17 protein-coding genes and 1 other RNA gene are annotated in these 24,315 nt (G+C 72.1%); 7 read left to right on the top strand and 11 right to left on the bottom strand.

Features of this window, described 5'->3' with window-relative positions; all coding sequences use genetic code 11:
- Positions 1-30 precede the first annotated feature (30 nt).
- On the bottom strand, positions 31-1,047 hold the full coding sequence (locus tag V2J85_RS28665) for a LysR family transcriptional regulator (protein ID WP_330823142.1): 1,017 nt from the start codon (positions 1,045-1,047) through the stop codon (positions 31-33).
- Between the two features lie 314 nt (positions 1,048-1,361).
- Here V2J85_RS28665 and V2J85_RS28670 point away from each other — a divergent pair, with 314 nt between their 5' ends.
- The gene (locus V2J85_RS28670; protein WP_330823143.1) at positions 1,362-2,681 is read left to right on the top strand and encodes an MFS transporter; all 1,320 of its coding nucleotides are present in this window, start codon (positions 1,362-1,364) and stop codon (positions 2,679-2,681) included.
- Positions 2,682-2,943: 262 nt separating this feature from the next.
- Here the strand turns inward: V2J85_RS28670 and ssrA are convergent.
- From ssrA to ftsE, 5 genes are all read right to left on the bottom strand, one after another.
- Positions 2,944-3,313, bottom strand: a transfer-messenger RNA (tmRNA) gene (gene ssrA, locus V2J85_RS28675).
- A 244-nt stretch (positions 3,314-3,557) separates the two neighbouring features.
- On the bottom strand, positions 3,558-4,055 hold the full coding sequence (smpB, locus tag V2J85_RS28680) for an SsrA-binding protein SmpB (protein WP_261951171.1): 498 nt from the start codon (positions 4,053-4,055) through the stop codon (positions 3,558-3,560).
- 18 nt (positions 4,056-4,073) lie between these two features.
- On the bottom strand, positions 4,074-5,294 hold the full coding sequence (locus V2J85_RS28685; protein ID WP_330823144.1) for a S41 family peptidase: 1,221 nt from the start codon (positions 5,292-5,294) through the stop codon (positions 4,074-4,076).
- A gap of 68 nt (positions 5,295-5,362) precedes the next feature.
- Positions 5,363-6,274, bottom strand: a complete 912-nt coding sequence (ftsX, locus tag V2J85_RS28690; RefSeq protein WP_330823145.1) for a permease-like cell division protein FtsX — start codon at positions 6,272-6,274, stop codon at positions 5,363-5,365.
- Between the two features lie 32 nt (positions 6,275-6,306).
- Positions 6,307-6,996, bottom strand: coding sequence for a cell division ATP-binding protein FtsE (gene ftsE / locus V2J85_RS28695; protein WP_261951168.1), 690 nt, complete (start codon positions 6,994-6,996; stop codon positions 6,307-6,309).
- A gap of 252 nt (positions 6,997-7,248) precedes the next feature.
- Here ftsE and V2J85_RS28700 point away from each other — a divergent pair, with 252 nt between their 5' ends.
- Entirely contained in the window at positions 7,249-7,443 is a 195-nt protein-coding gene (locus tag V2J85_RS28700; RefSeq protein ID WP_261951167.1) for a hypothetical protein, read from the top strand.
- A 197-nt stretch (positions 7,444-7,640) separates the two neighbouring features.
- On the opposite strand, the gene V2J85_RS28705 is transcribed toward V2J85_RS28700, so the two are convergent.
- The 4 genes from V2J85_RS28705 to V2J85_RS28720 form a co-directional block, all read right to left on the bottom strand.
- The gene (locus V2J85_RS28705; protein ID WP_330823146.1) at positions 7,641-8,519 is read right to left on the bottom strand and encodes a hypothetical protein; all 879 of its coding nucleotides are present in this window, start codon (positions 8,517-8,519) and stop codon (positions 7,641-7,643) included.
- 330 nt (positions 8,520-8,849) lie between these two features.
- Positions 8,850-9,956 carry a peptide chain release factor 2 gene (gene prfB, locus V2J85_RS28710; protein ID WP_261951165.1) on the bottom strand — a complete coding sequence of 369 codons (1,107 nt, stop codon included), beginning with the start codon at positions 9,954-9,956 and terminating at the stop codon, positions 8,850-8,852.
- A 93-nt stretch (positions 9,957-10,049) separates the two neighbouring features.
- Positions 10,050-11,351 carry a serine/threonine-protein kinase gene (locus V2J85_RS28715; RefSeq protein WP_261951164.1) on the bottom strand — a complete coding sequence of 434 codons (1,302 nt, stop codon included), beginning with the start codon at positions 11,349-11,351 and terminating at the stop codon, positions 10,050-10,052.
- Between the two features lie 187 nt (positions 11,352-11,538).
- Complete coding sequence (locus tag V2J85_RS28720; protein WP_261951163.1) at positions 11,539-13,176, bottom strand: serine/threonine-protein kinase; 1,638 nt, start codon at positions 13,174-13,176, stop codon at positions 11,539-11,541.
- A 520-nt stretch (positions 13,177-13,696) separates the two neighbouring features.
- Between V2J85_RS28720 and V2J85_RS28725 the strand changes: the two genes are divergently transcribed.
- The 5 genes from V2J85_RS28725 to V2J85_RS28745 all read left to right on the top strand — a co-directional run bounded on the left by V2J85_RS28725 (position 13,697) and on the right by V2J85_RS28745 (position 23,579).
- Positions 13,697-17,638 carry an FHA domain-containing protein gene (locus V2J85_RS28725; RefSeq protein WP_330823151.1) on the top strand — a complete coding sequence of 1,314 codons (3,942 nt, stop codon included), beginning with the start codon at positions 13,697-13,699 and terminating at the stop codon, positions 17,636-17,638.
- A gap of 865 nt (positions 17,639-18,503) precedes the next feature.
- Positions 18,504-19,868 (top strand): ABC transporter substrate-binding protein, encoded by a 1,365-nt coding sequence (locus tag V2J85_RS28730; RefSeq protein WP_419836842.1) that lies wholly within the window; start codon positions 18,504-18,506, stop codon positions 19,866-19,868.
- 122 nt (positions 19,869-19,990) lie between these two features.
- Entirely contained in the window at positions 19,991-21,337 is a 1,347-nt protein-coding gene (locus tag V2J85_RS28735) for a carbohydrate ABC transporter permease (RefSeq protein ID WP_330823153.1), read from the top strand.
- Positions 21,334-22,245: a carbohydrate ABC transporter permease gene (locus V2J85_RS28740; protein ID WP_330823147.1), complete on the top strand. Its 912-nt coding sequence runs from the start codon at positions 21,334-21,336 to the stop codon at positions 22,243-22,245. Before V2J85_RS28735 ends, V2J85_RS28740 begins: the two co-directional genes overlap by 4 nt.
- A gap of 368 nt (positions 22,246-22,613) precedes the next feature.
- Complete coding sequence (locus V2J85_RS28745) at positions 22,614-23,579, top strand: class I SAM-dependent methyltransferase (RefSeq protein ID WP_261951160.1); 966 nt, start codon at positions 22,614-22,616, stop codon at positions 23,577-23,579.
- A 98-nt stretch (positions 23,580-23,677) separates the two neighbouring features.
- Here the strand turns inward: V2J85_RS28745 and V2J85_RS28750 are convergent.
- Positions 23,678-24,315: class I SAM-dependent methyltransferase (locus tag V2J85_RS28750; RefSeq protein WP_330823148.1), on the bottom strand; the 638-nt coding region annotated here is incomplete at its 5' end.

A 24,315-nucleotide genomic window follows, 5' to 3' on the forward strand; every position in this document is an offset into this window, starting at 1 on the left:
CGTGTACGCGGGGACGCGACACGTCTCCCCCTACCGCCCCCGCACGCCCTCCCCCTCCCCCTCCCCCTCTCCCTCACCCACACTCACACCCATCGCGGCGGCATCCTCCCGAGGGAGCCAGGCGTCCTCCGGTACCGTCAACCATTCGTTTTTCCTTGCCAGTTCGTGTACCGCAGCGCGCAGGGCGGTCAGGCCGGGGTGGTGCAGGTCGCGGCGCCACACCATTGAGAGGGGTGACAGGGGTACGGGGTCCACGACCGGGCGCAGCACCATCCCCGGTACGTCGATGAACTCCACGCTCGCCAGTACCGACCACCCCCGTTTCCGCACCACGCGTACGAACTCCCGCGAGCCCTCGATCTCCGGGAACGGCTCGGCCATCGCGATACCCCGCCCCGCGAACAGCCGGGCCGCCAGCTCCGTCCACTCCTCGGTCTGCGGATTCCCGGCCGCCGCATAGAGCGTCTCGCCGACCAGCTCCGCGAGCGGAACCTCGGGCCGCGCCGCCAGGGGATGGTCCTCCCGCAGCAGCACAGCCATCGGCTCCAGACGGACCGGCTGGTGTGCCAGACCGGACCGGACGGCGGGTGGCAGGCCCGCGTAGCGCCCGAAGGAGACATCGAGCCGCCCGGCCGCCAGCTCGGCCGCCGCCCCCGTCAGCCCGCTGTGGAAGCGGGCCACCAGCTCACAGCTGTCCGGCACACGCTCCCTGGCGTCCTCCAGCACCCGGTGCGCGGTACCGATCGGCACCCCGACATCGACCAGCAGCGGCCGCTCGGGAACCGGCCGGAAGGCCGCCGCCAGGTCCTCGTGGGCGCTCAACACCCGGCGGGCGTACGGCAGTAGCCGCTCGCCGTCGGCCGTGAGGGCGACCTGGCGGGTCGTCCGTACGAAGAGTGCCGTGCCCACCTCCCGCTCCAGTCGCCGGATGTCACGGCTCAGGGCCTGCTGGGCCACGTAGAGCCGGGCCGCGGCGCGGGTGAAGTGCAGTTCCTCGGCTACAGCGGTGAACGCCCGGAGCAGTCGCGGATCGATATCGAACGGCATCGGGTCATCCTTGCAGCGCTCCCCCTGCCCTCGGCCACCGTATTCCCGGAGCCTCGGCGTCCCCCCGCCGACTCATGGGACTCGTCAGCCGGTGCGGCCTTGCCTTTTCCTCCTCCTGTCGACCCCATCCACCTCCTCCTGCCAACCCATCCACCTCCTCCCAACTCCCGACTCCCGTCCCCCTCCCCCGACTCCCGTCCCCCTCCTCCGACTCCCGGCTCCCGGCTCCCGGCTCCCGATCTACATCGTGAGTGCGTGAATGGGCTCTGATCAGGTGTTGGACGGGCGAGGGAAGGGGCCGGGATCGTAAGAGCGTGATCCTTTTCCTTGCTGCTCGTCCGGTGACCGCTCCGCCCGTACGGCCGGTTCCGCGTCGGCGTCCCCGGCGCTTTCGGCTCTTCGCTCCTTACCGGCGGATCTTTGCCGTCCCCGGCGCCCGGGCGTTCACCGCCGCCAATCTGCTGGCTCGTCTGCCCATGGGCATGCTCAGCGTCAGCGCCGTCCTGATGATCAGCGGCTCGCGTGGCTCCTATGCGCTGGCCGGGGCCGTCACCGCAACCGGACTGGCGGCGACCGCGCTGGTCGGGCCATGGACCGCCCGGATGGTCGACCGCCACGGCCAGGCCCGGGTCGCCGTGCCCGCCACCGCGCTCGCGGTGCTCGGGTCGCTGTCGCTGCTGCTGTGCGTCCGCTTCGGTGCGCCCGACTGGGCGTTGTTCGTCTCGTACGCCGCGACCGCCACCACCCCCAACACCGGAGGGATGTCCCGTGCCCGCTGGGCACACCTCTTCCGCGACGACCCGGCTGCCCGGCACACCGCCAACTCCTTCGAACAGGCCGCGGACGAGCTGTGTTTCATGCTCGGGCCGGTGCTCGCGACGCTGCTCTGCACGGCGGTCGCACCCGAGGCGGGCACGGCGGTGGGCGCGACCCTGCTGCTGAGCGGGGTGCTGCTCTTCGCGGCCCAGCGCCGCACGGAGCCACCGGCGGCCGGGCGGGCGGCCGCCCGTGCCGGCGGGGTCCGCTCTCCGCTGCGGCGGCGGGGCATTCCCCCTCTGCTCGGCACGTTCCTGTGCACCGGCGCGATCTTCGGATCGATGGAGGTCGTGACCTTGGCCTACGCCGACGGCCTCGGGATGCGGTCCGCCGCGGGCGGGCTGCTGGCCCTCCAAGCAGCCGGGTCGTGCGCGGCGGGGCTGCTCTACGGCGTGCTGCGTCCGGCGGGCCGGAGCGGGCGGCGGTTCCTGGTGTGCGTGGGCACGATGGCCGTGCTGATGCTGCTGCCCCTCCTCGCGGCGTCGACCGGGCGCCCGGGGGCGCTGGCCGCCGCACTGCTGGCCGCCGGGATGGCCACCGCGCCGACCATGGTCACCGGGATGGGACTGATCCAATCCCGCACTCCGGCGGCTCAGTTGAATGAGGGGATGACGCTCGCCGTGACGGCTCTGCTGGGTGGTATCGCGGCCGGCTCGGCGGCGGGGGGCTGGGTCGTGGACCACGTGGCGGGGGCGGGGGTCGCGTACGGGGTTCCGGCGGTGGCCGCCGGGCTGGCCGTGATCCTTGCCCTGCCGACCGCCGTCGCCACCCCGTCGTCCGTCGCTTCTTCCGCCATCGGAGACCGGGAGCTGGGCTGAGGTTGCATACTGTGACGTCTTCATGCACTCAGCGTGACGGAGTCGGGGTGGATGCACATCAACCCAGGGGTTGTCATACCGAGGGTTGAGTGCGCGAGGGAAACCCGAAGGGCGGGAAAGCGACGGAAGCGAGCGCGGAGCACAGAGGAGAGAAGAGGAGAGAAGAGTGGAGAGAAGGGAAGGAGAAGAGGCGAGGGTGGAGAGGAAACAAAAAGCAGCTGCCCCGGCGGGAACTCGCCGGGGCAGCTGCTTCACATGGGATGAGTGGAGATGGCGGGAATCGAACCCGCGTCCAACGGTGCGGAAACAGGGCTTCTCCGAGTGCAGTTCGCTGCGATTTTCTCAGCCCCGGAGATCACGCGAACAAGTCTCCGACGGGCTCAGTCACTGTTTGATTTCCTTCTGCACCCCGTGACCGGGTTCAGAAGTTTAGTCCCCTAGCTGATGCCAGGATCCGGGTCGGGAACAGCCCCGGGCTGACACTTCGCAAGTCGCTACTTAGGCAGCGAGGGCGAAGGAATCGCGCTTGGTGTTGGCGATTATTGGTTTCGGCCTGTGGTTTACGAGATCATGGCCGCTTCCTCGACTCGCTTCCCCTGCTTCGACATCCGCTGTCGAAACCGATCATCCCCATGTTGATTTATCAAGACGGACCCCGGCGCCTACACCATGACGCCTGCGGTTCCCGCACCCTCCGTGGGATGCGGAGCCATCGTACGTGAACAACGCCTGAGGTTGCCAGCGTATTCCGCGGGCCGCCGCCCGGCCGGAACCGTCCACGCCCCGCCCGCACGGGCCCACCGGCCGGATGCCGGGCTCGCTCCCGCCCGCAGGCCCGGGCCGCTCGCGGCGTGCCCGCCCGTCGGCCGGCCATGGTCAGGCGCGCTGACGGCGGCGGGCCGCCGACATCGCGCGGTCGGCCTCGCGGCGGTCCTGCTGCTCGCGGAGGGTCTGCCGCTTGTCGTACTCCTTCTTGCCCTTAGCCAGCGCGATCTCGACCTTGGCCCGGCCGTCCTTGAAATACAGGGCCAGCGGCACGATCGTGTGGCCGGTCTCCTGGCTCTTGGACTCCAGCTTGTCGATCTCGAAGCGGTGCATCAGCAGCTTCCGCTTGCGCCGGGCGGAGTGATTCGTCCAGGTTCCCTGGGCGTATTCCGGGATGTGTACGTTGTGCAGCCAGGCCTCGTTGCCGTCGATCTGGACGAATCCGTCGACCAGCGACGCCCGGCCCTGACGCAGCGACTTCACCTCGGTGCCGGTCAATACCAACCCGCACTCATAGGTGTCCAGAATGTGGTAGTCGTGCCGCGCCTTCTTGTGCTGCGCCACGAGCTTGCGCCCGGGATCCTTGTCCTTGCCCTTTTGCTTAGCCATAGTGCGGCCATTTTCGCACTACGTGCCGGTCCCGAGGCCACTCAATACCGTGCGGGCCCGGCGCTCGGCATGGTCCTCGACGACCAGGTCGGGGGTGAGCCCGGCGTCGTCGACGGTCCGGCCGGAGGGCGTGCGGTAGTGGCCGACGGTGAGCTCGGCCACCGAGCCGTCGGGCAGCCGGCTGGGCATCTGCACCGAGCCCTTGCCGAAGGTCGGGGAGCCCACCACGATGGCCCGGCCGCGGTCCTGGAGGGCGCCGGCCAGCAGTTCGGCGGCGCTCATCGTGCCGCCGTCGACGAGGACGACGAGCGGCAGGCGGGTGTTCCCGCCGCGCCGGGCGTACAGGGCGCGCTGGCTGCCCTGTACGTCGTAGGTGGCGACCAGGCCGCCGTCGAGGAAGGCGGAGGCGGTGGCGACGGACTCGGTGACCAGGCCGCCCGTATTGCCGCGCAGGTCGAGCAGCACGCCGCCGTGCGGGGAGGCGCCCCGGACGGCGCGGCGGACCGCGGCGCCGGTGCCCCTGGCGAACGAGGTGATCTTGACGCGGGTGGGGCCGTGCGGCCCTGCCGGCCGGTCGACGGTGACGTTGCGGGTGCGCAGCCGGATGCGGTGCAGGGTGAGGCTCCACCGCCGGGTGCCGCGCTGGAGGTCGAGGCGTACCGGAGTACCGGCGCCGGCGGCGGGCGTACGGGAGCCGTTCGGGGCGTTGCCGCGGAGCCGGGCGACGGTCTCGGTGACCGGCTGTCCCTGGGTGGTCCGGCCGTCGATGGCGCGCAGCCGGTCGTGGACGGCGATGCCGGCGCGGGCGGCGGGGCCGCCGGGCTGCACCCGGGAGACCTCGGTGCGGCCGCCGGCGAGCTGCCGTACCCACAGGCCGACGCCGACGTAGGCGCCGTCCAACTGCTGCTGGAAGTCCTCGAACTCGCCCTCGGTGTAGATCGTCGACCAGCGGTCGCCACTACGGCTGACGACCTCGGCGGCTGCCTGCGAACCGGACTTGCCGTCCTCGATGGCTTCGGTGGCGGCCCGCTCGACGGCCGCGCGGTCGGCGGTGGCGGCCTCCGGGGGGCGCGCGCCGGACGCCGCGCGCTTCGGGATGCCGTGGCCCACCGCGCCTTCGGCCTCGTCGCTCCAGGTGCCGGTCACCGCGCCGGTGGCGAGCACCCCGGCGAGGAACAACGTCAGGGCCGCCCCGCGGCGGTAGCGGCGGGGCCGGTCGTACGAACACGGGCCCGACATGCCGGTGAGTCTAGGGGACGAAAGGGCGCCGTACGGCGAGTTGACCGTACGGCGCCCCTTGGCAAAGCTCACACCTTGAGGTACTTGCGCAGCGCGAAGAACGCGGCGAGCGCGGGCATCAGCAGCCCGATCAGGAGGACCAGCGGGAGCACCGCCGCCACCGAGTCCCAGCCGATGAAGTTGATCACCTGGATCTTCTTCGCCAGCCAGTTGTTGACGAGGAGGTACTTGCCGCCGACGATCAGCACACAGGCGAACGCGGCGCCCAGCAGGCCCGCGATGGCGGCCTCCAGGATGAACGGCATCTGGATGTAGAAGCTGGACGCCCCCACGAGCCGCATGATGCCGGTCTCCCGCCGGCGGCTGAACGCCGACACCCGCACGGTGTTGACGATCAGCATCAGCGCAACGACGAGCATCAGTCCCATCACGCACAGCGCGGCGATGTTCATGCCGTTGAGGAGGTTGAACAGCGGCTCGACGGTGTCGCGTTGGTCCTGCACCTCCTGGACACCGGGCCGCTCGGAGAACGCCGACTTGATGACCTTGAACTTCGTGGGGTCCTTCAGCTTGACGCGGAACGACTCGGGAAGCTGGTCGGGCGTCACCAGGCCGGCGACGGGGGTGTCGCCGAACTGCTCCTTGTAGTGCTTGTAGGCCTGGTCGCTGGACTCGTACTGCACGCTCTGCACGATCGGCAGCCGGTTCAGCTCGGCCTTGATGTCGTCCTTCTGCTGTTGGGTGGCCGCGCCCTTGGCGCAGTTGGCGCCGGTCTCGGCGTCGTTCTTGTTGCAGAAGAAGATGGAGACGTTGACCTTGTCGTACCAGTAGCCCTTCATGGTGCTGACCTGGTCGCGCATCAGCAGCGAGGCGCCGAACAGGCCGAGCGAGAGGGCTACGGAGACGATGACGGCGAAGGTCATCGTGAGGTTTCGGCGGAGACCGACGCCGATCTCCGACAGGACGAACTGGGCGCGCATGGCGTCCTTTCAGTACTGGGGGCCGTACACGCTTAGTGCTGGTAGCCGTACACGCCGCGCGACTGGTCGCGTACGAGACGGCCCTTTTCGAGTTCCATGACCCGCTTGCGCATCTGGTCGACGATCTGCTGGTCGTGGGTGGCCATGACCACCGTGGTTCCGGTCCGGTTGATCCGGTCCAGCAGCTTCATGATGCCGACCGAGGTCTGCGGGTCGAGGTTGCCGGTGGGCTCGTCCGCGATGAGCAGCAGCGGACGGTTGACGAAGGCCCGCGCGATGGCGACGCGCTGCTGCTCACCACCGGAGAGCTCGCCCGGCATGCGGTCCTCTTTGCCGCCGAGGCCGACGAGTTCGAGGACCTCGGGGACCGTCTTGCGGATCTGGCCGCGCGGTTTGCCGATGACCTCCAGGGCGAAGGCGACGTTCTCCCCGACGGTCTTGTTGGGGAGCAGCCGGAAGTCCTGGAAGACCGTGCCCACCTGGCGCCGCATCTGCGGGACCTTCCAGTTGGAGAGCTTGGCGAGGTCCTTGCCGAGCACGTGCACATGGCCATGACTGGCCCGCTCCTCGCGCAGCAGCAGCCGCAGGAAGGTGGACTTGCCGGAGCCCGAGGAGCCCACCAGGAAGACGAACTCGCCGCGCTCGATCTCGAGCGAGACGTCCCTGAGTGCAGGACGGTTCTGCTTCGGGTAGGTCTTGGAGACGTTGTCGAATCGGATCACTGATGCACCACGGTCGACCTGGATAGGGGCACGGGCTGCCGAGTTGCGGCTCCCGTCGGTGTGCGTGACCATACGCGAACCTCGCGCGGCGGTGCAGTCGGCGTGGGGGGTTGGTGCGGTTCTTCACGGCACCTACAGGGACAAAAGGGCGCACAATCCCGGGGCGCGCGCCGTTCCGCCGAGGAGCTGGCACAGTGGAAGAGGGAACCAATGCACCCTCCGGGGCGTTGGTGCAGTGGAGAAGGAGGTCGCATGACGTACGACCGACTGGTGTGCGCCAACTGCGCGGCCCCTGTCAGTGAGGGCCGCTGCCCCGTGTGCCGGGCCAGCAGGGAACGGCTCCAGCAGCAGGCAGGCGGCGTGTTCGCCCAGCTCAGCCCGGCGATGCTGGTGGCTTTGATGGTCCTGCTGCTCGCGGTGGGCCTGCTGCTGCACCAGACCGTCTGACGGCGCTCGCCGAAGCCGGCCCGGTGGCCGGGTGACGGCTTGAGCGGGCCACCTTCCGTTACGTAGTGCTTACGACAGCATTCGCCCGGTGACGGGCGGCAGATGGAATGCAGTGGCCGGGGAGATGCGGCGGCCGGAAATACGCCGAGGGCCCGGGACGCGTGTGCGTCCCGGACCCTTGTGGTGCCGCGTCAGCGTCAGGCCGCTGCCGCGCCGCCGCCGTTCTTGTTGATCAGACGGGGCAGCATACGGAAGCCGACACCGCCCGCGATCATCGTGGCCGCGCCGATCAGCAGGAAGGTGGTGCCGGAGGAACCGGTCTCGGCCAGCTCCCCGCCCTTCGCCTGCTGCTTGGCCTGGCCGGGCGTGTCAGCGATCTGCTCCTTGCCCTTGCCGGGCTGCTCGACCGGCTTGGAGCCCTCGTTGTCGGTGCCGGTGCCGGTGGAGTCGCCGCCGGTGTTGCCACCGCCGTTGTTCCCACCGCCGTTGTTGCCGCCACCGTTCTGGCCGCCGCTGTGGCCGCCACCGTTGTTGCCGCCGTCCTGGCCGCCGTTGTTGCCGCCGTTCTGGCCGCCGTTCTGGCCACCGTCCTGGCCGCCGTTCTGACCGCCGGCCTGGCCGCCGTTCTGACCGCCGTTCTGACCGCCCGCCTGGCCGCCGTTCTGGCCACCGTCCTGGCCGCCGTTCTGGCCACCGTCCTGGCCGCCGTTCTGGCCACCGTCCTGGCCGCCGGCCTGACCACCGTCGTCGGTGCCGCCGTCGTCCGAGCCGCCGATCTCGCCGCCGGCCTGACCGCCGTCGTCCGAGCCGCCGATCTCGCCGCCGATCTGGCCGCCGTCGTCCGAGCCGCCGACCTGACCACCGTTGTCGCCACCGGAGTCGCCGCCGGTGTCGCCACCGGAGTCGCCGCCACCGATGATCCCGCCGATGATGCCGCCGATGATCCCGCCGTCGGAGCCGCCGGTCTCACCCGGGCTGGCGGCGGAAGCGGCGCCGGCGGCGGTGAGCGACGCACCGGCCGCGATCACCGCACCAGCTGCAATGCGCGCCACGCGCAGCCGCGTCTTCTTCGTCATGTACTGCTACCCCCAGTAGCTGAACTCGTCATGGGTGCACCGCTGCACGGGGCGACCAGCGCTGGGGGTAGGCGAGTTCCGGCCACGGATGCCGACTGGCCACTCATCTCCCCGTTACTGCACGCGCCCCGGAACATACGCATGCCGCGCTCAGCCTTCCCAGTACGGCCGGTATCGTCAAGGTCGAATAAAGGCCCGTTGCCCGAATTGCTGAGAGTTGGGCGGTACATGGACATACGACTGTGACCAAACCGCCACAGCAAAAACAACTGCCTCCGTGACGGAGGCAGTTGTTCCGGTGTCAGAAGGCCCGTGCGCGGGGCCGTCGGGCTACTTCTCCTGCTGCTTGCGCCAGCGGATTCCGGCCTCCAGGAAGCCGTCGATGTCGCCGTCCAGCACGGCCTGCGGGTTGCCGACCTCGAACTCGGTCCGCAGGTCCTTGACCATCTGGTAGGGGTGCAGGACGTACGAACGCATCTGGTTGCCCCAGGAGTTGCCGCCGTCGCCCTTGAGCGCGTCCATCTTGGCCTGCTCCTCCTGGCGGCGGCGCTCGAGGAGCTTGGCCTGGAGGACGTTCATCGCGGTCGCCTTGTTCTGGATCTGCGAGCGCTCGTTCTGGCAGGAGACGACGATGCCGGTCGGGAGGTGCGTCAGCCGGACCGCGGAGTCGGTGGTGTTCACGCCCTGGCCGCCGGGGCCCGAGGAGCGGTACACGTCCACCCGCAGGTCGGACTCGTCGATCTCGATGTGGTCGGTCTGCTCGACGACGGGCAGCACCTCGACGCCGGCGAACGACGTCTGGCGGCGGCCCTGGTTGTCGAACGGCGAGATGCGCACCAGGCGGTGCGTGCCCTGCTCGACGGAGAGCGTGCCGTAGGCGTACGGGACGTTGACCGCGAAGGTGGTCGACTTGATGCCGGCCTCTTCCGCGTACGAGGTCTCGTAGAGCTCGGTCTTGTAGCCGTGCCGCTCGGCCCAGCGCAGGTACATCCGCTGGAGCTTCTCGGCGAAGTCGGCGGCGTCCACGCCACCGGCCTCGGCGCGGATGTTGACGACTGCCTCACGGGAGTCGTACTCGCCGGAGAGGAGGGTGCGGACCTCCAGCTCCTCCACGGCCTTGCGGACGTCGGCCAGCTCGCCCTCGGCCTCGGCGCGGGCGTCCTCGTCGCCCTCGGCCTCGGCCAGCTCGAAGAGCACCTCGAGGTCGTCGACCCGGCCCCGCAGCTCCTCGGCGCGGCGCAGCTGGCCCTGGAGGTAGGACAGCTGGCTGGTGACCTTCTGGGCGCTCTCGGGGTCGTCCCACAGGGACGGCGCCGCCGCTTGTTCCTCAAGCACGGCGATGTCGGCCCTCATCTTGTCGAGGTCCAGGACGGCCTCGATCGACCCCATGGTCGAGGAGAGGGACTTCAGCTCTTCGGATACATCGACGACTGCCACGCACCCAGCCTAACGGCTACCACGGCGAACCTGACCCGGCCCCGGCAGGACGGGCCTGCCGGGGCCGGGCCGAAAGCCGCCTTGGGGCCCGCGTCAGGGGGTCTCCTGCTCCGACTGGTGCACGCCCGGCGGGGCCTCGCCGCCGTCGTCGTCCCCGGAGGCCAGCCAGCCGCCCAGACCGGCCGCCACGACCACCACGGCGGCGGCCGCACCCAGCTTGATCCGGCGGCGGCGCACCGCCTCCGCGGAGCCCCGGTGCCGCGCCGAGCCGGCCCGGCGCTCCCCGGCCGCCCGCGGGGCCCGGGCGGTGCCGTGGGCGCCGCCGGCCAGCTCGTCGGGGCCGGGCACCCGCATGCTGGTGTGCGTCTCCCGGTTGGAGTCCGGCGCGGAGCCCGGCACCAGGGGGACCGCGCCGCGCTGCGGGACGGTCTCGCCCGCCGACGGGTAGAACGGTTCCTCACGGGTCCCCGGGGACGCGCCGTCCGGCTCGTCGTCCGGGCCGTCGCTCTCCGGCTCGTCGATGTCCAGCGGCGGCATCCCGGCCAGCCCCGGCAGCAGCTCCCGCAGCCGGGCGGCCAGCTCCGCGGCGCGCAGCCGGGACGCCGGGGCCTTGGCCAGGCACTGCAGCAGCAGCTGCCACAGCTCGTCGGGAATGCCGGGCAGCGGCGCCACGCTCTCGGTGACGTGCCGGCGCAGTACGGCCCCGGGGTGGCCGCCCCCGAAGGGCGTGAACCCGGCGAGCAGCTCGTACAGGACGGTCGCCAGGGCGTAGATGTCCACCGAGGCGCGCGGCGGCAGGCCCTCGATGATCTCCGGGGCGAGGTAGTCGGGGGTGCCGATGACCCTGGTGGCGTGGCTCCTCCCCTGGGCCGCGGGGCCTTGGGAGAGGGTCCGGCGCGGCGAGTCGACGAGCCGGGCGATGCCGAAGTCGGTGAGCAGCGCGGGGTGCGCGCCACCGGGGCCGAGCGGCCCCTGCATGTCCAGCAGGACGTTCTCGGGCTTGACGTCGCGGTGCACGATCCGTGCGGCGTGCGCGGCGGCGAGCCCGTCGGCGACGTCCGCGACGATCGCGACGGCGGCCTCCGGGGCCAGCCGGCGCTCGCGCTCCAGACGGGTGCGCAGGTCGGTGCCGCGCACCAGGTCCATCACCAGCGCCAGGTCGTTGCCGTCGACGACCAGGTCGCGGACGCCGACGACATGCGGGTCCGCAAGGCCCAGCAGCGCCGCCCGCTCCTGCACGAAGCGGCCGACGAGCTCCTGGTCGGAAGCGAGGTCCTCACGCAACAGCTTGATGGCCACGGCCCCTTCGGGCCCCTCGCCCAGCCATACCGTGCCGGCACTGCCGCGCCCCAGGATCTGGTGGGCGGTGTACCGGCTGCCGATCTTCCGTGCCAAAACTGCTCCGACGTGTCGGGCCCCCGAGCGTCCTGCGGGGGCTGAGGTTGGCGTCAAAGCTACGCGGATGCCACCGGGTTCCGTGCCCCGGAAGGCGGCAACCTTCACTTCTGAGAGCGAAATTGCCCGCCGGAAGTCGACAAATCCACTGAGCCGCCCCGGGACCGGCGGTCCGGGGCGGCCGGCATCAGCCGCTGAGCTTGTTCACGAAGCGCTCGACCTGGTTGTACACGTGCCCGATCTGCGCGAAGAAGCCGCGGGTCGTGCCGATCCACTCCTGGAGCGGGGTGAGCTCCCAGATCAGCCACGCGGCCACGAACAGCAGTATCAGCGTGACCAGGCAGCCCTTGAGGCAGCCCAGGCCGGGGATCCGCATCGGGTTGGCGCTGCGCTGACGGGGCTCGCGCCGCGGCCGGGGCTCCGGGGCGGGCGGCCGCTGCGGCTCGTACCGCTGCGGCGGCGGCTCCTGGCGGCGCTGCGGGGCCTGCGGCGCCTGCGCGTACGGCGCGGGGGCCGGCTGGCGGTACGGGGGCTGCTGCGGCTGCTGCTGGGGTGCGGCCGGGCGGCGCTGCGGACGGCGGCGCAGCGGGTCCTCGTTCGGGTCCAGGTACTGGACCTGCGTCTGCTCGTTGCGGTCCCGGGCGGCGCGCATCTGGGACTCCCACGGATGGGGCCCGTCGGGCGCTTGCGCACCCGCGGCCGGCGCGCCGGTCGGCATGGGCGGCACCGGCGGCATCGCACGGGTCGGATCGGCGCCCTGGCCGCCCGGGACTCCCGGGGCGCCCGTCGAGGGCAGCACGCTGGTCGCCGCGGCCGGGTCGTACGACCCCGCGCCGGACGGGAGGACCTGGGTGGGGTCGGCGTCGCCGCCCCCCTGGCCGCCGTCGGTGCCGGGGACGGTCGCGGGCGCCGGGTCCGGGGCGAGCAGCGCGGCGACGCCCAGCGCGGCCTCGGCCGCGGCCGGGGTGGCGTGCACGCCGATGCCGGTGGCGACGGTACGCAGCGCACGGGCGAGGTTCTCGGCGCTGGGCCGCTCCTCGGGGCGCTTGCGCAGACAGCGCTCTATGACGGTCCACAGCGGCTCGGGGAGCGTGGAGGGGCGGCGCGGCTCCTCGCTCAGGTGCCGGTGCAGCACCTCCAGGGCCGTCGATCCGGCGAACGGCGGGCGGCCGGTCACCAGCTCGTACAGGAGGATGCCGGCGCCGTAGATGTCCACCGCGGAGGTCTGCGGGCGGCCCTCGGCGGACTCCGGCGCCACATAGGCGGGGGTCCCGACGAATTCGTGGGTGCGGGTCAGGCCCGGGGAGTCGGCGAGCCGGGCGATGCCGAAGTCGGTCAGCATCGGGTGCATCTCGCCGCTGCCGTCGGACCCGGCGAGCAGGACGTTCGCCGGCTTCAGGTCGCGGTGGACCACGCCGTCCGCGTGGCTGGCGGCCAGCGCGTCGGCGATCTGGGCGGTGAGCAGGGCGGCCGCCACCGGGCTGAAGGGGCCGTTGTCGCGCAGATAGCGGTGCAGGTCCGGCCCGTCGACCAGGTCCATGACCAGCGCGAGCAGGTCGCCCTCCACGACGAGGTCGCGGGTGCGGACGATGTTCGGGTGGGTGAGCCGCAGCAGGACGGAGCGCTCGCGCAGGAAGCGCATCACCACGTCGGCGTCGTGCGCGAGCTCCTCCTTGAGGACCTTGATCGCGACCGTCTCACCGGGCTCTCCCGCCACGGCGGCCTCGGCGCCCGCCGTCTCCCGCTGGCGGGCACGCCAGACGGTGCCCGTGGCGCCGCGTCCCAGCGGCTCCTCAAGCAGGTACTTGCTGCCTACCGGCCGCACGTCATGCGCTCCCTGGTCGTGGTGGATCTCCTGCCGGCCCACCGGACCGGCCGTTCGGCTCCGCGCCGTCCGGTCATGGTCACCGTCGCGCGGTCCGTCCGATCCACTGTAGGGCCTGCGGCCCGCCACGCCGTCGCACAAGCTTTTCGGTCCGGCGGTCCGGGCTCGTGGGAAGACGCACGTTCCGGGCGGATGGTTGCGCGCCGCCCGCCGCCGCGCGCGGACCGGCGCACCTCCCGGACGGGGACGATTCGGAGCTGATCACGACGTTCCGAATCTGCCCGACCACGGCCCGCAACCAGGCATTTTTTCGTCCGGACACGACAAAACAAGATCACGGAGTGGCGGCCGGCGGGCGTGTTGTCAGTCGCAGGTGCGAGGATGCACCCAGCACGATGCGGTGGGGGCGCGCGGCCTTTGTCGCGACGTGCACCTGGGACTTGTCCGTGCCGACGTGCCCGGGCGGGCGGGGGAGCGAACGGCCCCTGCCGGCCCCCGGCAGAAGGGACCGTTGACGGCGATGCAGATCCGGCTGACCGTCCTCGGGCCGCGCAGCGGCCCCACCACACGGGCCTGCGACGTGCTCGTGACGGCCCCCGCCGGGACCGCGCTGGCGGCGGTGGCCGGCTCCCTCGCGGCATCCGTCGCGGGCCCGGGCGCGGACACCGGCGCGGGCGGCGGCAGCGGCCCGGTCGTGCTCTACGCCGGCACCGAACGCCTCGACCCGCAGCGCGCCGCGCTCGGCGAACCGCCCCTGATCGACGGCGCGGTGCTCTCCCTCCAGGGCCCCGGCCCCGCCCCGGCACACGGCCTGCCGCACGGCACCGCCCGGCTGCGCGTCATCTCCGGACCCGACGCCGGCGGCGTCCACCTGCTGCACGGCGGCCAGATCCGCATCGGCCGCTCCGCCGACGCCGACGTCCCCCTCGACGACCCGGACGTCTCCCGGCTGCACTGCGCCGTGACCGTCGAACCGGACGGCTCGGTCCACGTCGCCGACCTGCGCTCCACGAACGGCACCGCCGTCGACGGCACCGGCCTCGGCGACCTGCCCGCCCCGCTCCCAGCCGGCGCCCTGCTGCGCATCGGCGAATCCACCCTCCGCCTGCAGTCCGCCCCCACCACCCCGGACCCCGCCCTGGAGGCCACCCCCGACGGCGAGGGCCGGCTGCGCATCTCCACGGGGGCGGGGGGCGGGTACGCGAGGGTCGCGGAAGGTCGTGAAGGCGGCGGGGCCGGCCGAGTTGGTGGGACTGGCGGAGCTGGTGGGGCTGGTGGGGCCGAGGTGGCCGGGGCGCTCGGTGCACCGGCACCGGCACCGGCTTCCGGATACCCCCCGGCGATGGCCCCGGGACCGGCCGCCCCCGTACCCGCTCCCGGTACGGACTGGTCACCGGACCCGGCCGGCCGGCGCGACACCCCGCTGCGCGGCACCCCGGCCGGGCCGTCGCACCCGGACGCCGCCACCGCTCATGGACTGGGCCACGGCCCGGGCCTGGGAGCCGGACCCGGCATCCACGGGCACCCGCACGGCGAACACCCCGGCCGCGCGCATCCGGACCGCGCGCACCTCGCCCCACAGGGCCACGAGTATCCGTACGGCGAGCATCCGGCCCCCGGGCACCCGGACGGCGCCTCGACCGCCGGCGCCCCGGACCGAACCCACGGCATCCGCAGCGAGGACCGCACCCACGGCGGACAGCAGAGCCTGGCACCCGCCGAGGACGCCGCCGCGGAGGCCGCGGCACGTTACGGCATCGCGCCCCGCAGAAGCGGCCGCCGCGGCGGGATCGGCGCCTGGGCACGCCGGCTGACCGGCGGCCGGCCCACCACGGAAGGGCCCTACGACGACCTCCCGGCATCGGGCCTCCCGGCGTCCGGCGCACCCCAGGCCGCCCCCGTGGCGCCGCCCGGTGACGGAGCGACGTCCCCGGCCGCCTCCGGGACCGCCCCGGACGAACGGTGGCCGGACGCCGCCGCCGTCCTGCTCACCGCGCTGGGCCCGGGCCCCCGGCTCTGGGAGCGCGGCCCGGACCACCCCGACACCCTCACCGTCCGGCTCGGCACGGCCGGCCGCGACGGCGGCCGCACCGCCCTGCCCGTCACCATCGGGCTGCGCCGGGCCGGTTCCCTCGGCCTGGCCGGGCCGCGCGCCCGCCTCGCCGGACTCGCCCGTTCCGCCATCGCCCAGCTCGCCGCCCTGCACTCCCCCGCCACCCTGGACATCGTGCTGATCAGCACCGACCGGGCCCGCACCACCGAGGAACGGGTCGCGGACTGGTCCTGGCTCGGCTGGCTGCCGCACCTCCGCCCGGCCCACGGCCAGGACTGCCGGCTACTGCTCGCCTACGACAAGGAACAGGCCACCGCCCGCACCGCCGAACTCGTACGACGGCTCGACGACTGCCCGCTGGGCCCCGGCTGGGCCAGCGCCGAACGCGCCGAGATCGCCCTGGCCGCCGCCCGCCACCAGGGACCGTTCACCCTCCTGATCGTCGACGGCGACCCCGGCTCGTCCGCACTGCGCGAGACCACCGCGCGGCTGGCCACGGCCGGCGCGGCCGCCGGCGTCCATCTCCTCTGCCTGGCCGAGACCCCGGCCGCCTCCCCCGCCTTCCCCCTCGCCGCCACGTACGAGGCGGCCCGGGCCGCGTCGCCGGCCTTCGGGGAGTGCGGCGCGGTGGCCGTCCTCAGCGGCGACGTGGCCACCGCGGTGCGCGTCGTCCAGCCCGGTTCCGGGCCGAACGGCACGATCGCCACGGTCGACGCGGTCTCCGCCGCCTGGGCCGAGCGGTTCGCCCGGGCCCTGGCGCCGCTGCGCGAGGCCGAGACCACGGCCGGCGGCGGCCGCGCGACGCCCCGCGCGGCCGTCCCGCTGCCCGCGACGGCCCGGCTCCTGGACGAACTCGGGCTGGCCCGCGCCACCCCCGCCTCCCTGATGGCCCGCTGGGCCGCCGCCCTGGACACCGACCGGCCGGGCGCCACCGCCGTACTGGGCGCCGGGCCGCACGGACCGGTGTGCGCCGACCTGGCCGCCGAGGGCGCCCCCCTCCTCGTCCAGGGCCCCGCCGCCGGCGGCAAAACCGAACTCCTCCGGTCCCTGGCGGCCTCCCTCGCCGCCGCCGACCGCCCCGACCTGCTGTCCCTGGTGCTGGTGGACGGCGGCGGCACCGACCGCGGCGAGGGCCTGCGGGTATGTACGGACCTGCCGCACGTCACGACGTACCTCGCCGCTTCCGACCCGGTCCGCATGCGCGAGTTCGCCCAGGCCCTCTCCTCCGAACTCAAACGCCGCACCGAAATACTGTCCGGCACCCCCTTCACCGAATGGCGCACCACACACCTCCCGGCCCCCCGCGTCATCGCCCCCCGCCGCACCACTGAAGGCCGTACGGGAGAAGGCCGCACCATCGAAGGCCGTACGGGAGAAGGCCGTACGGGCGAGGCCCGGGCTGCGCAGGGTGCACAAGGTGCCGGCGCGCCAAGCAGCGGTGCACAAGGGGGCGGTGCGCAAGGTTCCGCGGCCACCGCGCCGCAAGGCCGTACCTACGGTGAGACGAACGCCGAGAGGTACGACGCCCCGCCGACGAGCCGCACCCCCGAGCCCGGCGCCCAGCGTGACAACACCTCCCCCAACGCTGCCCCCAACCCCTCCCGGCCCTCCGGGACCGCCGACTACACACCGTACGGAAATCATCACGGAGAGCAGGAACTAATCACGCTCCGTAATCGTTGCCGTAACGAAGGAGGCGGCACAGCGGCGGCGGACCCCTCCGACACCGGCACCCTGGCGAGCACGGGCACCCTCCGCCTCCGCTCCCGCCCCGGAGCCCCGACACCCACCCCAGCCACCCCCGAGCCCGACCCCGACGCCACCCCAGCCACCCCCGAGCCCGACCCCGACGCCACCCCCGCCGCCCTGCCCACCCCGCCCGACCCCACGGCCCCGATGCCGCGCCTCTTCATCCTGGTCGACGACTTCGACGCTCTGGTCGCCCCGGCGCTCGGCAGCCCCGGCCGCCCGGCCGCCGGCTCCGTGGTGCGCGCACTGGAGGCGGTGGCCCGGGACGGGGCGGCGCTCGGCGTCCACCTCATAGCCGCGACCGGCCACCCGGACCGCACGGCCGACACCGCGACCAGCGAACTCGCCGCACTCCGCGTCGAGTTGGGCACACCCGACGGCGCGTCCGAGCCCGCCCCGGTCGGCCGCGGACGGCTCCTCCGCGCGGCGGACGGCTCCGCCACGCCGTTCCAGGCCGGCCGGGTGACCGGCCGGATACCCCGTACGTCCACGCTCCGGCCGACGGTCGTCCCGCTGGAGTGGCAGCGGATGGGCGATCCGCCGGCCCGCCGCCCGCTGCGCGAACTCGGCAACGGCCCGACGGACCTCGCCCTGCTCGCCAGCGCGCTCCAGCGAGCCGCCCAGTCCTCGGGGGCACCGCCCGCGGCACCGCTGGTGTAAGCGCACCCTCCGCGTCGCACCGCTGGTGTAAGCGCATCCTCCGCATCGCAACGCTGGTGCAAGCGCACCCTCCGCGTCGCATCGGGGTTTGGAGTGGCCGTAACAGCACCATTACGAAAGGTGAGTTGGCGCTGGACGCGGTATTGCGGAGGCCGGGGGTGGGGCGTAGACCTGTCGCACGCCGTGTCGGGCTCGGCGCCGGCTGAGGCGGTGCGGCGTGCCGGGCTGGACGCCGGCCGAGGCGGTGCGGGGCGGCCGGTAGCCGCGCGACGGCGGCGCACAGCGGCGCACCGTGGCGTCAGGGTCACCCCGAACCGCGCCGCGCCAGCACGGCATCGGCAGCATCGGCAGGTCACAGAGCACGGGCAGAGGGACAGAGGGCACGGGCGCGGCAGATCGCAGGAAAGCAGGAACGCAGTTACATACCAAGGCGTTACGTACCACCGCGTTACGTACCACCGCGTTACGTACCACCGCACTTGCACCGCCACGGCAGTGCCTCGCAAGCAGTACCTCGCACCATTGCACCTCGCACCATCGCACCTCGTACCACCGCAGGAGCACTACGGCGGCCCCCTGGGAGCCGCGTGTGAAGGGCCGCGGCAGGTCACAGCATCGGTCGCAGAACCGGCTACGGAACCGAGCAATCCAGCGAGCCAGTAAGCCAGTAAGCCAGTAAGCCAGTAAGCCAGCGATCCACTGAGCCAGCGATCAAGCGATCAAGCGATCCAGTCATCAAGCGAGTCGGCGATTCGTAGCGGTCCGCCGTCACCGCGCGGCGCGGACCGCGCATCACCGTGCGGCGCAGGTTGCAGGTATGGGCGGCATTGAGGGAATTGGGGGTTTGGGGATGAGGAGTCGAGGGATGGGTTGGCGGCGGCGGGGGGCGGCCGGCGTTGTGGTGGGCGTGGTGCTGGCGGTGGGGGTGGCCGGTTGTGGGAGTGGTGGGGGCGGCGGGAAGAAGGGTGAGGGGGGTGGGGGCGACGGGGGCGAGCGGAATGCCGTGACGGTGCGGTTGCCCAAGTTGGCGGGGCAGCGGCTGCAGGTGACCGCGGTGTGGACGGGGGCGGAGCGGGAGAACTTCGTCAAGGTGCTGGACGAGTTCGAGAAGCGCACCGGGGCGAAGGTGGATTTCGTGCCCAGCGGCGATGACATGGCCGGATTCATCGGGTCGAAGATCGCCGGGGGTGGGCCGCCGGACGTGGCGATGCTGCAGCAGGTCGGGGTGCTCAACGAGTTCGCCGGGAAGGGCTGGCTGAAGCCACTGGGGCCGGAGGCCAAGGCGCAGTTGGCGAAGAATTACAGCAAGGGGTGGCGGGACCTCGGGGCTCATAAGGGCACCGAGTACGGGGTGTATTTCAAGGCCAGTAACAAGTCGCTGGTGTGGTACAACGCGCAGGCGTTCGGGAACGCCGGTGTGAAGGAGCCGAAGACCTGGGCGGAGTTCCTGAAGGCGGCGCGGACGATTTCCGAGTCGGGGGTGCAGCCGGTCTCGGTGGGCGGGTCGGACGGCTGGACGCTGACCGACTGGTTCGAGAACATCTATCTTTCGCAGGCCGGGCCGGAGAAGTACGACCAGCTGGCGCGGCACCGGATCGCCTGGACGGATGCCTCGGTGAAGCAGGCGCTGTCCACGCTCGGTCAGCTTTTCGGGCGCAAGGATCTGCTGGCGGGTGGTAATGCGGGGGCGTTGCAGACGGATTTCCCGACGTCGGTGACGCAGACGTTCAGCGGTGGTGACGCGCCGAAGGCGGCGATGGTGTCGTCGGCGGATTTCGCGGCGGCGAATATTTCGCAGACGAAGGCGAAGATCGGGTCGGACGCGAAGGTTTTCCCGTTCCCGGCGGTGGGTGCGAAGTCGCCGGTGGTGACGGGCGGGGATGTGGCGGTGGCGCTGAAGGGCGGTAAGGCGGCGCAGGCGCTGCTGACGTTCCTGGCGTCGACGGATGCGGCGCGGATCTGGGCGCAGGCGGGTGGGTTCATTTCGCCGAACAGGGCGCTCGACCGGGCGGCGTACGGGGACGCGGTGATGCGGAGGATCGCGGGGGCGCTGATCGCGGCCGGTGATGATTTCCGCTTCGACATGTCGGATCAGGCGCCGGCGTCGTTCGGTGGGAAGCCGGGTCAGGGTGAGTGGAAGGACTTGCAGGACTTCCTGAAGAGCCCGAAGGACGTGGCGGGGACGCAGGCGCGGCTGGAGCGGGACGCGGTCAAGTCGTTCGGTGGGTGAGGGGAGTTGAGCGGCCGGCGTGTCTGCCGCCGGCCGTTCCTTCCTCTTCCTCTTTTCTGTGCCTCTTGGCTCCATTGCCCTTCTTTCCTGTGCCGTTTCGCCTGTGCCGGGGGATTGTCACGATGAGCAGCAGCAGGTCCGCGGAAGTCAGCGGCAGTACGGCGACCGTCAGTGGTGGGCGGCGTGTGACGGGGACGCGGCGGTGGGTGGCTGCCGTGTTCTTGTTGCCGGCGTTGGTGTTGTTGGGTGCGCTGGTGGTGTATCCCATCGGGTTTTCCGTGTACCGGAGTCTGTTCGATGCGTCCGGGGACGGGTTCGTGGGGCTGGGGAATTACGGGGCGTTGTTCGCGGACGACGGGATTCGTACCGCGTTGCGGAACAACGTGGTGTGGGTGGTGGTGGCGCCGACGGTGTCGACGGCGCTGGGGTTGATCTTCGCGGTGCTGACGGAGCGGGTGCGGTGGGGTACGGCGTTCAAGCTGGTCGTTTTCATGCCGATGGCGATTTCGATGTTGGCGGCGGGGATCATTTTCCGGCTGGTGTACGACCAGAATCCGGAGCGTGGGGTGGCCAATGCGGTGTGGGTGGGGGTGCATGACACGTTCGCGGAGCCGGCGCCGTTCCCGGGGGCGCGGCCGCGGCCGAACGGGGTGCTGCGGCCGTCGGGGGGCGGGGCGTTCAGTACGGGGTCGGTGGTGCGTGCGGGGTCCGTGGTGATGCTGCCGTTGGTGGCGGTGCAGCAGGACGATGTGCGGGGTGCGCGGCCGGCGGCGGGTGCGGTGGCGCGGCCGGGGAGTGTGACGGGGACGGTGTGGCTGGATTTCACCCGGGGTGGTGGCGGCCGGCCGAATGTGGTCGACGGGTCGGAGAAGGGTCTGGCCGGGGTGACCGTGGAGGCGGTGCGGGGCGGCCGGGTGGTGGCGTCGGCGCGGACGGCGGCGGACGGGACGTTCGTGTTGCCGGGTGGGGCGGCGGACGGGGCGCGGTTGCGGTTGCCGGCGGGGAATTTCGCGTCGGCGTACGGCGGGGTGGAGTGGCTGGGGCCGGCGTTGGTGACTCCGGCGATCATCGGGGCGTATGTGTGGATGTGGGCGGGTTTCGCGATGGTGTTGATCGCGGCGGGGCTGGCGGGGGTGCCGCGGGAGTTGTTGGAGGCGGCGCGGGTGGACGGGGCGGGTGAGTGGCAGGTGTTCCGCCGGATCACGGTGCCGTTGCTGGCGCCGGTGCTGGTGGTGGTGCTGGTGACGTTGATGATCAATGTGCTGAAGATCTTCGACCTGGTGTACATCATCGCGCCGGGGTCGAGTCTGCGGTCGGCGAATGTGCTGGCGTTGCAGTTGTTCCAGTCGTCGTTCGGGACGGATGTCGATGAGGGGCTGGGCAGTGCGATCGCGGTGTTCCTGCTGCTGCTCGTGCTGCCGGTGATGTGGGTGAATCTCCGGCGGATACGGAAGGAGCGTCGTCGATGACGGCGGTGGAGGGGGTCGTCCGGGCCGGTGGCGGGGCGGGTGCGGTGGGGCGGGCGCGGCCGTCTTTGGCGGCGCGGTTGGTGGCGCGGACCGGTGGTGGTGCGGTGCGCGTGTTCCTGGTGCTGGTGGCGTTGTTCTGGTTGATGCCGTCGGTGGGGTTGTTGTTGTCGTCGTTGCGCAGTCCGCAGCGGATCGGTGAGTCGGGCTGGTGGCGGGTGTTCGCGGAGCCGGCGCAGATCACGTTCGACAATTACGGCCGGTTGCTGTCGAACGGCAAGGTGATGGGTTCGCTGCTGACGACGGCGGAGATCACGGTGCCGGCGACGGTGCTGGTGGTGGTGATCGGGGCGCTGGCGGGTTATGCGTTCGCGTGGATGGATTTCGCGGGCCGGGACGGCTGGTTCCTGGTGGTGGTGGGGTTGCTGGTGGTGCCGGTGCAGGTGGCGCTGATTCCGGTGGCGAAGTTGTTCGGGGCGGTGGGGCTGTTCGAGACGACGGCGGGGGTGATTCTTTTCCACACGGCGTTCGGGTTGCCGTTCGCGGTGTTCCTGTTGCGGAATTTCTTCGCGGAGATCCCTCGGGAGTTGTTGGAGGCGGCGCGGCTGGACGGGGCGGGTGAGCTGCGGTTGTTCACGCGGGTGGTGTTGCCGTTGGGGGGTCCGGCGATCGCGTCGTTGGGGATCTTCCAGTTCCTGTGGGTGTGGAACGACATGCTGGTGGCGTTGATCTTCGCGGACAGTGGGAGTCCGCCGATCACGGTGGCGTTGCAGCAGGAGGTGCGGCAGTTCGGCAACAACATCGATGTGCTGGCGCCGGGGGCGTTCCTGTCGATGGTGGTGCCGTTGATCGTTTTCTTCGCGTTCCAGCGGCAGTTCGTGTCCGGGGTGATGGCGGGCGCGGTGAAGTGAGGGGTGGCGGGCGCGGCGGGCCGGGGCCGTGTGCCGTACGGGGTACGGCGTACGGGGTACGGGGTCGGTTACGGGTCGCGCCGTTGTTATCCCGCGTTCATGTCCGTCCCCCTACGATGTCGGTCACTGCCGTGAAACGCATGGTGCGACGGGGCTCCGTCGTGGAGACTGCGTAGCGGCGCCGGCGCGTTTTCCGTGCCGGACGAGGGTGTGCCCGCCCCTGCGTGGGCGGGGCCCGTGCGCCGTCCCGTACCGGGGCCGGGCGTGTTCATAACTGCACACTCCGTATGCGTCCGTATGTGTCACCGCACATCGCTTTGCCTGTTGCATTCCGCCTACGTTCCCGACCGTCTGGAGACGGACCGCACATGACTGCCCCCACCGCAGACCAGAGTGCCGAGCAACTCCCGCGCCCTGTCCGGTTGTCCGAGGTGAAAGGCTGGTTCTTCACTGCCGATCAGCTGCTGTTCGACTGGTTCCTGGCGTATCAGCAGGCGCGTTCCGAGGCGGGCGATCTGCTCGAACTGGGCGCGTACATGGGCAAGAGCGCGATTTTCCTCGGTGCGCGGCTGGGCGCCGGTGAGCGCTTCACGGTCTGCGATCTCTTCGATTCGCCGGCCGAGGACGCGTCGAACTCCAAGGAGATGAAGAAGTCGTACGCGTCGCTGACGCGGCGGGCTTTCGAGGCCAACTACCTGTCGTTCCACGACGAGTTGCCGACGATCGTGCAGGGGCTGAGTTCGATCGTCAGCGAGCACGTCGAGAAGGGCTCGGTGCGGTTCGCGCACATCGACGCGTCGCATCTGTACGAGCATGTGCACGGGGACATCCTGGCGGTGCGGGAGTTGCTGACCGGCAGTGGTGTGGTGGTGCTGGACGACTACCGCGCGGAGCACTGTCCGGGGGTGGCGGCGGCGACGTGGCAGGCGGTCGCCAATGAGGGGCTGCGGCCGATCTGCATCACGGGCACGAAGTTCTACGGGACGTGGGGTGATCCGGAGCCGCTCCAGAAGGCGCTGGTGGGGTGGATCGCGGAGCGCGGTGACATCTGGCACGAGGTGCAGTACGTGAACGGGGCGCCGCTGGTGCGGTTGAGCGCGAAGGGTGCGAAGGAGCCGGTGCAGCCGGTGTCGCGGCACCGTGCGGCGCCGTCGGCGGCCGCGGCGGGTGCGGTGCGCCCCGAGGTGGCGGTGGCGTCCGGGCCGGCGGTGCGGCCGGGGCGGCGGGCGCCGGTTCCGACGCGGGCGACGGTGCGGAAGGTGGCGCGGGAGGTGCTGCCGCCGATCGTGGCGCGGGCGCTCGTGAAGGCCCGGAAGCGGGTGGGCGGGCGCTAGCCGCCGCGCCGGCGAGGGGCCGGGGCGGGCTGCCGTAGGGCGGCCCGCCCCGGTTTTCGTGTGCGCCGGCGCCCGTGCCCCCCGGTACCTGCCCTTCCCTATCGCGGTACCTGCCCCACCAGGACGAACACGTTGGGGCGCAGCAGCATCCCGGCGGGGCGGGGCAGGGGGTGGGAGTAGGTGCGGCGGACGGTGAGGCCGGCGGTGGCGGCGAAGGCGCGCAGCAGGGTGAAGTCGGTGAAGCGGACGGGTGGGGGGCCGGTGCGGTGGCCGGCTTCCTGGGGGGTGATGAGGAGGACGCCGCCGCCGGGCCGTACGTAGGGGACGTAGGCGCGGAGGAGTTCTTCGGCCTGTTCGTCGTCGAGGTGCTGGAGGACGTGGGCGGTGAGAAGGGCGTCGAAGGCGCCGGGGCGGGCGTGCGGGCCGGCGAGGAAGGCGTCGGGGGTGTAGGCGGTCAGGCCGCGGGTGCGGCAGCGGGCGACGGCGTCGGGGTCGTGGTCGATGCCGACGCTGCCGGGGGTGCAGCCGGCGAGGGTGTCGCCGTCGCCGCAGCCGATTTCCAGGACGCGGCCGGCGCCGATGCGCCGTAGTTGCCGGCGGTAGGGGGTGTGGGCGGGCAGCAGGCGGGCGAGGCCGGGGCGGGTGGGTTCGGCGGGGAGGCGGGCGGTGGAGGCGGCGGGGGCGGTGCCGGTGGGGCGGGGGGTGCGGGTGTCCGTTTGAGCCGCCGCGGGGGGGG

The sequence above is a fragment of the Streptomyces bugieae genome (assembly GCF_036352915.1).
Classification (GTDB): Bacteria; Actinomycetota; Actinomycetes; order Streptomycetales; family Streptomycetaceae; genus Streptomyces; species Streptomyces endophytica.